Raw genomic sequence first — 8,733 nt, forward strand, 5'->3', positions numbered from 1 at the left:
TTTGGACGTTCGTTTTTTCGAATATTATTATATCGTTATTCATTTTTAATTCTACCAAAAGTAACAAATTTCCTTCTTTTTACGCAGAAAACTTTATTTCAAAGAGCGAAATAAGTTTAATCAACATAATTCGACATCATTTCTTATTTTTTTCATATAACGTTATAATGATAATATATGGAAATATATAAATTGTTTAGAAAGGAAAATTACATATATGTTAAAAATGTTTACGACGCAGCTTCAGGGACATTTTAATCGGATCATGGAGCAAGAGGAAATGAATATGGAGGATGGCGCAAGAATTCTTGCCCAGTCTGTAATTAGCGAGGGAGCCATATTCGTACATGGCTTTGGTGAGATGGCAGCCGTTGTAACCGAAGCTTTGGTTGGCGCTGAGCCGTTAAAGTCCGCTAAGCCTTTATTTACGAATGGAAAAATGAACGAGATGGAGGGTGTCGATTCTGTTCTATTAATAACTCGTTTTTCAACCGATGAAGAAGCGATCAAGCTAGCTGAAGAACTTCGAAGGAACGGAATTCAGACGGTAGCGATTTCTGCAATTGTAAAAACAGAGAGTCAACATACTCTGGATCATGTCGTCGATATTCATATTGATAGTAAGCTTAAAAAACCATTAATTCCAGATGAAGTCGGTACCCGCTTCGGTTTTCCAAGCGTGATGACAGCTTTATACGCCTATTTCGGACTAAAATTTACAATCAAAGAAATGGTCGAAGAATTCGAATAGGCCAAATATAATAAAAAATGGCGAGTGCTTAGTTCTCTCGCCATTTTTATATCGTTTGTTACATTTTCTCTGTGTTTGTTAGGGATGCTCGAATAAATTCTCTAAATAATGGTTGTGGACGGTTTGGTCTTGATTTAAATTCTGGGTGGAATTGAGAAGCCACAAACCATGGGTGATCTTTCAACTCGATAATTTCAACAAGACGTCCATCTGGGCTTGTCCCCGAGAAAACAAAGCCTGCTTCTTCCATTGCTTGACGATAATGGTTGTTAAATTCATAACGATGACGATGGCGCTCATAGACCACTTCATCATTATAGGCCTCATATGCCTTTGTCCCTTCTTCAATTTTACAAGGGAATAGTCCAAGACGTAATGTTCCGCCTAAATCCTCGATATCCTTTTGCTCTGGTAAAAGGTCAATGATTGGATGCGGCGTATCTGGATCAAGCTCCGCAGAATGTGCGCCTTCTAAACCAAGTACATTTCGTGCAAATTCAACAGAAGCTAACTGCATGCCAAGACAAATACCTAGTAATGGTGTTTTTGTCTCTCTCGCATATTTTAGAGCGACAATTTTTCCATCCACGCCACGGTCACCAAAGCCACCAGGGACAAGGATTCCATCAGAGCCAGCTAGCATTTCTGCCACATTTTCATCTGTAACTTCTTCAGAATTAACCCAGTTGATATTGATATCAGAATCAAATGCATATCCGGCATGCTTTAATGCCTCAGCAACAGATAGATAGGCATCCTGAAGCTCTACATATTTTCCGACCAATGCAATATTTGTTGTTTTTGTTAGGTGTGTCACCTTCTCAACAAGCTGGATCCAATCGCTCATGTCTGCTTCCTTGCAATCTAGTTGTAAGTGTTCACAGGCGATTTGGTCAATGCCCTGTTGTTGAAGAGATAACGGGATTGAATATAAAGTTTCCGCATCACGACTCTCAAACACGGCTCTTGAATCAATGTCACAGAATAGCGCAATTTTATCCTTCATATCCTCTGAAATTGGCATTTCTGTACGGAGCACAATGATGTTTGGCTGAATTCCTAGACTGCGAAGCTCCTTAACACTGTGCTGGGTTGGCTTTGTCTTCATTTCTCCAGCCGCTTTAATGTAAGGTACAAGCGTACAATGCACATACATTACATTGCGGGCACCTACATCACTTTTAATTTGACGGACCGCTTCAAGGAAAGGTAATGATTCGATGTCACCTACCGTACCACCAATCTCCGTAATCACGACGTCTGCATTTGTTTCATGGCCCGCACGAAACACTCTATCTTTGATTTCGTTTGTAATATGTGGGATAACCTGAACAGTTGCCCCTAAATAATCACCGCGACGCTCTTTCTTTAACACAGTTGAATAGATTTTACCTGTCGTCACGTTGCTGTATTTATTTAGGTTAATGTCGATAAAACGTTCATAGTGTCCTAAGTCAAGGTCTGTTTCGGCACCGTCATCGGTAACGAACACTTCACCATGCTGGTATGGACTCATGGTTCCTGGGTCCACGTTAATGTATGGGTCGAATTTTTGAATCGTTACATTCAACCCTCGGTTTTTTAGTAAACGGCCTAAAGATGCGGCAACAATCCCTTTTCCAAGGGATGATACAACCCCACCTGTTACAAAAATATACTTCGTCATCTTTCTATTTTCCCCCAATCATGTCATTAGTTAAAGTTTGCTCAAATATATTAATTTGTATAAAGGAATCTTTCTTTTGCGGGGGATTATCTTTTTTACCTATATAAAATAAAAAAGCTCCGCTTACTATAAGTAAGGGAGCGAAACTCGTAATATGGTTTCGTAGATACTCTTTTTTTAGAGCCCAAAAAGTATTCTACCGAGTAAAGATAGAAAAGTCAATATGTAGTTTGAGTGGTGTTTTCGTTCCCATCATGTCTACTATATTAGTCTTCTTCCTCTTCTTCCTCGAGTTCTTCATCGTCTTCTAACTCATATTCTTCATCTTCTAATAATTCATCTTCGTCTTCGTCGAAATCCTCTTCGTCGTCGATATCATCGAAGTCCTCTTCTTCCTCTTCGTCTTCGATGTCATCAATATCTTCATCTTCTTCATCAAAATCCTCATCGAAATCAAGATCATCTTCGTCAAGGTCATCAAAGCCGATAAGATCGTCATCCTCGTCCTTCTTCTTCTTGCCCTTTTTCTTCTTCTTCGGTTTTTCCGTATGAATAACCTCTTCATCGATTTGTTCGTACGGATACCATGTACGAAGTCCCCAACGATTATCACCTAATGTAATAAAACGACCATCGATATTGATGTCTGTATAAAACTGAGAAATTCTTACGCGAAGTTCTTCTTCGGAAAGCTCTAATACTTTTGCTACTTCGTCAACTAGCTCGTTAAAGGTAATCGCATCTTTTCTCCCTAAGAAAATCTCATACGCTACTTCAAGCATTGACATTTCTTTTATTTGCTCTGGTGAGTATTGATCTAGACTCATCAAGGCACTCCCTTTCTATGTATGTAACTACAAATCATGGTAAAAACTTGAGTATAATTTTTAACTTTGAACTAAATAAAAAATAAGTTCTGTAAAATACATATCATTCATTATAAACAAAATCAACCACTTTATGCCAGTCTATACATTTTTTAAGGCTGAGTCATCTTATTTTGACCCAGCCTCGATCTTTTTCTACATATTTCTACGGTATTGTCCACCCACTTCATATAGCGCCTGCGTAATTTGGCCAAGGCTTGCGACCTGTACCGTTTCCATTAATTCCGCAAAAATATTCCCATTATTAACCGCAACTTGTTTTAGTTTCTTCAATGCTTCCTCGATTTTATCCTTATTTCGCTCCTGGAAGTCGTGTAAATTTTTAATCTGAAGCTCTTTCTCTTCCTTCGTAGCTCGGGCAAGTTCGATATTGTCTAATTCCTCTTCCGTTGGCGGGTTTGGATTCAAGTAGGTGTTCACCCCAATAATCGGAAGCTCTCCCGTGTGTTTTTTCATTTCATAATACATTGACTCATCTTGAATCTTTCCGCGCTGATACTGTGTTTCCATTGCACCTAGTACTCCACCCCGGTCATTGAGTCGATCAAATTCCTGCAGCACGGCTTCTTCAACTAAATCAGTGAGTTCCTCGATGATAAAGGAACCCTGCAACGGATTTTCATTTTTCGTTAAGCCATGCTCTTTCGTAATGATCATTTGAATTGCCATGGCACGTCGAACGGATTCCTCTGTCGGGGTCGTAATCGCTTCATCATACGCGTTCGTGTGAAGTGAATTACAGTTATCCTGAAGAGCCATAAGCGCCTGTAGGGTCGTACGAATATCATTAAAATCAATTTCCTGCGCATGCAGGGAGCGACCTGATGTTTGCACATGGTATTTTAATTTTTGGCTGCGCTCATTTGCTCCATACTTCTCTTTCATAACGGTTGCCCAAATGCGACGTGCCACACGGCCAATTACCGTATACTCTGGATCCAAACCGTTACTGAAGAAGAAAGAAAGGTTTGGTGCAAAATCATCAATTTTCATGCCTCGGCTGAGGTAATACTCCACATACGTAAACCCATTTGATAACGTAAACGCAAGCTGGGAAATAGGGTTCGCACCCGCTTCTGCAATATGATAGCCCGAAATCGAAACGGAATAATAGTTACGCACCTTGTTTTCGATGAAATACTCCTGGATATCCCCCATCATCCTTAACGCAAATTCCGTTGAAAAAATGCAGGTGTTTTGGCCCTGGTCTTCTTTTAAAATATCAGCTTGAACGGTTCCACGAACAGTTTGCAGTGTTTTCGCACGGACTTCTTGGAATTCTTCCACAGTTAACATGCGGCCAAGCTCCTGCTCGCGCTTTTCCACCTGCTGATGAATCGCCGTGTTCATAAACATCGCGAGAATAATAGGCGCCGGACCATTAATGGTCATCGAAACCGATGTTGAAGGCGCACATAGATCAAAGCCTTTGTACAGCTTTTTCATATCATCTAGCGTACAAATGCTGACACCACTTTCGCCTACTTTTCCATAAATATCAGGTCGATATGCCGGATCCTCACCATATAAGGTTACAGAATCAAACGCCGTACTTAGTCGTTTCGCATCATCATCCTTCGATAAATAATGGAATCGACGGTTTGTTCTCTCTGGAGTTCCTTCACCCGCAAACTGACGCTTCGGGTCTTCCCCTTCACGTTTGAACGGAAACACTCCAGCCGTATATGGGAAGGCACCTGGAACATTCTCTTTATACACCCATCGTAAAATTTCGCCAAAGTCCTTAAAGCCTGGTAGAGAAATTTTTGGAATCGATAAACCAGAAAGGCTTTTCGTCTTTAAAATCGTCACAATTTCCCGATCGCGGATTTTTGCAATAAACTTCTCGCCTTTGTATATCTCCTTTGTTGCTTCCCAGTTTGCTAAGATTTTTTTCGATTCATCTGTTAGCTTTTCTTCGTATTGTGTTTTTAATGCTTCAAGGGTAGTGATAACCACCGTATTTCCAAGCTCCTTCACACTTTCAATGGTGCCGCTAATTTGGAAAAGCTTTCTCGCAATCTCCACTTGTTCAGTAGCCTTTTTATGATAGTTCCGAACTGTATCTGAAATCTCACGTAAATAATAACGGCGGTCATTTGGAATAATTACATTTTGTTTTTGAACATCTGCTGTTTTTTCAAAAGATGTTTCCCAATCCGTGCCCATTTTCTCGTTAATTTTATCGATTAAATTTGCAAAAAAGGCGTTTGTTCCCGGGTCATTGAATTGACTTGCAATCGTGCCGAACACCGGCATTTCTTCATAGTCTATTTCGAATAATAGATGGCTGCGTTGGTACTGTTTTTGAACCTGCCGCTTTGCATCCTCAGACCCTTTACGCTCGAATTTGTTAATGACAATGAGGTCAGCATAGTCAATCATGTCGATTTTTTCGAGCTGGGAAGGTGCACCAAATTCACTTGTCATGACATACATTGAAACGTCACAAACCTCTGTAATCTCAGCATCCCCCTGCCCAATTCCGCTTGTTTCAACGATGATTAAATCAAAGCCCGCTGCTTTAACAACAGCGATGGCATCCTTAATTGCAAGTGATAACTCTGATTTAGAGCCCCTTGTTGCTAGGCTTCGCATATACACCCTTGGGTTAAAAATTGCATTCATGCGGATGCGGTCACCAAGTAAGGCTCCACCTGTTTTTTGCTTTGTCGGGTCAACGGACAGAACCGCTACTTTTTTATCGTCAATTTCATTAATAAAACGACGAATTAATTCGTCGGTAAGTGAGCTTTTTCCAGCTCCTCCTGTACCTGTAATCCCAACAACGGGAACCTTTTTCTCAAGGTCTTTTATTTTTTGGATGATTGTTTCTGCAGCTGCGGCTGACTCGTCTTTGTTCCCAATGTGGTTTTCAGCAATCGTAATCAGCTTTGCGACTGTTTTGGTATCCCCAGTTTGAAGAAGTTCAATGTCATCAGCTAACTCCGTGCTTGTTGGATAATCACATTCTTTTAGCATTTTGTTGATCATCCCTTGGAGTCCTAGGCTACGGCCGTCATTGGGTGAAAAAATGCCAGCGATTCCGTATTCATGAAGCTCCCTGATTTCACGAGGGATGATGACTCCGCCACCGCCGCCATAAATACGAATATGAGACGCTCCCCGCTCTTTTAGAAGATCATACATATATTTAAAATATTCAACATGACCACCTTGATAGGAGGAAATCGCAATCCCTTGTGCATCCTCCTGGATGGCCGCGTTGACCACTTCCTCCACTGAGCGATTATGCCCAAGGTGAATGACCTCAGCACCGCTTGCCTGCAGAATGCGGCGCATAATGTTAATCGAAGCGTCATGCCCGTCAAATAAGCTTGAAGCCGTCACAAAGCGTACATGGTGCTTGGGACGATACACTTCCACCTTACTCATTTTGTCTCCCCCAGTACTTGTTATTTTTCAATTCCCTTCAGCAAAAGCTCTGTTTGCATGTCAATATATTCTTCAAGTGTGAAAAGCTTCCGCATCGCCCAGCGGCGAAAGCCCCACATCTGGCCTAGCACGAAAATATTATGAGCAACGAGCTCAACCTGTTTCTTTGGCAATTGAAGTTCTCCTTTTGCGATGCAGTCCTCAATTGCTTTTTCAAACATGCCTACCATTTCCACTTCCTTATTTAGCACATATGGCAGCGCATCCTTTGAAAGTGATTTCGCTTCCTGATAGAGTACGAGAACTTCATCCTGCATTTCATCCATGACAAGGAAGTAATTGCGAATCGCAAGCTTCAAACTTTCAACACTACCTTCCTTCGTGTTGATTGCTTGCTGGAGCCGTTCCTGAACCTGGTCATATATGCTGTCTACCACCAAATAGAGGACATCCTCTTTCTTACGAATATATTCATAAAGCGTACCGATGCTAAAACCGGCTGCTTTTGCAATTTCTCTAGTCGTCGAGCGATGAAACCCTTTTTCCTTAAAAAGCGCCACCGCTCCCTTAATCATCTGATCTCGCCGCTTCTTAATTAGCCGTTCATCCTTCACCGAAGCCGGCACATCATTCCTTCGCATTGCTTCACCCCCTGCCTGTCACTGTGACCACTGTCGAATTTAAATGTTATTTCATTTCTATTTTGTTAACATTCGAGAGATAACGAGACGCTGAATTTCTTGAGTACCTTCATAGATTTGGGTGATTTTCGCGTCACGCATATAACGCTCCACTGGGTAATCCTTTGTATAACCATAGCCTCCAAAGACCTGAACCGCCTCGGTTGTCACCTTCATCGCCGTGTCCCCAGCGAAAAGTTTTGACATTGCTGATTCTTTTCCATATGGAAGTCCTTCTGATTCTAGCCATGCTGCTTGATAGGTTAAGAGACGAGCTGCCTCGACATTCGTTGCCATATCTGCCAGCTTGAAGCCTACCCCTTGCTGAGCGGCAATTGGCTTGCCGAACTGAACACGCTCCTTCGCATATTCGGTTGCGGCATCAAGTGCGCCTTGAGCAATTCCAACCGCTTGTGCGGCAATTCCGTTACGCCCTCCATCTAGCGTCATCATCGCAATCTTAAAGCCTTCTCCCTCTTCTCCAAGTAAATTTTCCTTAGGTACGCGGCACTCTTCAAAAATAATTTCAGTAGTTGGTGATGAACGAATCCCCAGCTTCTTTTCTTTTTTCCCTACTGAGAAACCCGGGAAGTTACTCTCGATGATAAATGCGCTCGTTCCTTTATGCTTTGAGGATGGATCCGTTAAGGCGAATACGACATAGATATCAGCAATTCCCCCGTTTGTGATGAAAATTTTTGAGCCATTCAAAACATAATGGTCTCCTTCTAATCTTGCAGTCGTTCTCATACCACCTGCATCAGAACCCGAGCCAGGCTCTGTTAAGCCATAGGCACCGATTTTTTCACCCTGCGCCATCGGTCGTAAATATTTTTGTTTTTGCTCTTCACTACCAAACTTGTAGATTGGCCACCCCGCAAGTGATGTATGAGCAGATAGGGTTACCCCTGTTGAGGCACAAACGCGCGAGAGCTCCTCAACCGCGATACAATAGGCCAAATAGTCACTTCCAATACCGCCATATTCCTCTGGCCACGGAATCCCGGTTAAGCCAAGCTCCGCCATTTTATCGAAAATTTCACGATCAAAGCGCTCCTCTTCATCCCGCTCTGCCGCTGTTGGTGCCACTTCATTTTTAGCAAAATCACGAACCATTTTCCGAATCATTTCATGTTCTTCCGATAATTTAAAGTACATTATGGGTACCTCCACTTTTAATAGAATGTTAGTTTTTGTGTGTCTTCTTGTTAAAATTGTGTGGGAATTACAGATTATAGGCGAATTGCGTTGATTGGGGCGGGATTTGCACCTTTGACTGGATATTTGCGTCGGTTTTCGATTATATGCGTCACCTGCATCGTATTTGCGTCGTTTCCCACTTATTTGCGTTTC

At 41.8% G+C, this 8,733-nt stretch carries 6 protein-coding genes; 1 reads left to right on the top strand and 5 read right to left on the bottom strand.

The annotated features are described in order from the left end of the window. Positions 1-217 precede the first annotated feature (217 nt). The gene (locus tag V7138_RS02960; protein WP_335394128.1) at positions 218-751 is read left to right on the top strand and encodes a DUF2529 domain-containing protein; all 534 of its coding nucleotides are present in this window, start codon (positions 218-220) and stop codon (positions 749-751) included. A 58-nt stretch (positions 752-809) separates the two neighbouring features. On the opposite strand, the gene V7138_RS02965 is transcribed toward V7138_RS02960, so the two are convergent. The 5 genes from V7138_RS02965 to V7138_RS02985 all read right to left on the bottom strand — a co-directional run bounded on the left by V7138_RS02965 (position 810) and on the right by V7138_RS02985 (position 8,538). Next, the gene (locus V7138_RS02965) at positions 810-2,417 is read right to left on the bottom strand and encodes a CTP synthase (RefSeq protein ID WP_335394130.1); all 1,608 of its coding nucleotides are present in this window, start codon (positions 2,415-2,417) and stop codon (positions 810-812) included. Positions 2,418-2,683: 266 nt separating this feature from the next. Further along, the gene (gene rpoE / locus V7138_RS02970; protein WP_335394132.1) at positions 2,684-3,244 is read right to left on the bottom strand and encodes a DNA-directed RNA polymerase subunit delta; all 561 of its coding nucleotides are present in this window, start codon (positions 3,242-3,244) and stop codon (positions 2,684-2,686) included. A 195-nt stretch (positions 3,245-3,439) separates the two neighbouring features. Continuing rightward, a complete protein-coding gene (gene icmF / locus V7138_RS02975; RefSeq protein ID WP_335394134.1) occupies positions 3,440-6,700 on the bottom strand; it encodes a fused isobutyryl-CoA mutase/GTPase IcmF in 3,261 nt (1,086 codons plus the stop codon). Positions 6,701-6,720: 20 nt separating this feature from the next. After that, the gene (locus V7138_RS02980; RefSeq protein WP_335394135.1) at positions 6,721-7,341 is read right to left on the bottom strand and encodes a TetR/AcrR family transcriptional regulator; all 621 of its coding nucleotides are present in this window, start codon (positions 7,339-7,341) and stop codon (positions 6,721-6,723) included. A gap of 57 nt (positions 7,342-7,398) precedes the next feature. Continuing rightward, positions 7,399-8,538 carry an acyl-CoA dehydrogenase gene (locus V7138_RS02985; RefSeq protein WP_335394136.1) on the bottom strand — a complete coding sequence of 380 codons (1,140 nt, stop codon included), beginning with the start codon at positions 8,536-8,538 and terminating at the stop codon, positions 7,399-7,401. Positions 8,539-8,733 lie beyond the last annotated feature (195 nt).

The organism is Bacillus sp. JJ1533 (genome assembly GCF_036965045.1).
In the GTDB taxonomy this organism is placed as follows: domain Bacteria; phylum Bacillota; class Bacilli; order Bacillales; family Bacillaceae_L; genus Ferdinandcohnia.

What these genes read in the sequence shown, in the direction of transcription:
- V7138_RS02965 (WP_335394130.1), bottom strand. Translation starts at nt 2,417, where the DNA reads ATGACGAAGTATATTTTTGTAACAGGTGGGGTTGTATCATCCCTTGGA.
- rpoE (WP_335394132.1), bottom strand. Translation starts at nt 3,244, where the DNA reads ATGAGTCTAGATCAATACTCACCAGAGCAAATAAAAGAAATGTCAATG.
- V7138_RS02960 (WP_335394128.1), top strand. Translation starts at nt 218, where the DNA reads ATGTTAAAAATGTTTACGACGCAGCTTCAGGGACATTTTAATCGGATC.
- icmF (WP_335394134.1), bottom strand. Translation starts at nt 6,700, where the DNA reads ATGAGTAAGGTGGAAGTGTATCGTCCCAAGCACCATGTACGCTTTGTG.
- V7138_RS02980 (WP_335394135.1), bottom strand. Translation starts at nt 7,341, where the DNA reads ATGCGAAGGAATGATGTGCCGGCTTCGGTGAAGGATGAACGGCTAATT.
- V7138_RS02985 (WP_335394136.1), bottom strand. Translation starts at nt 8,538, where the DNA reads ATGTACTTTAAATTATCGGAAGAACATGAAATGATTCGGAAAATGGTT.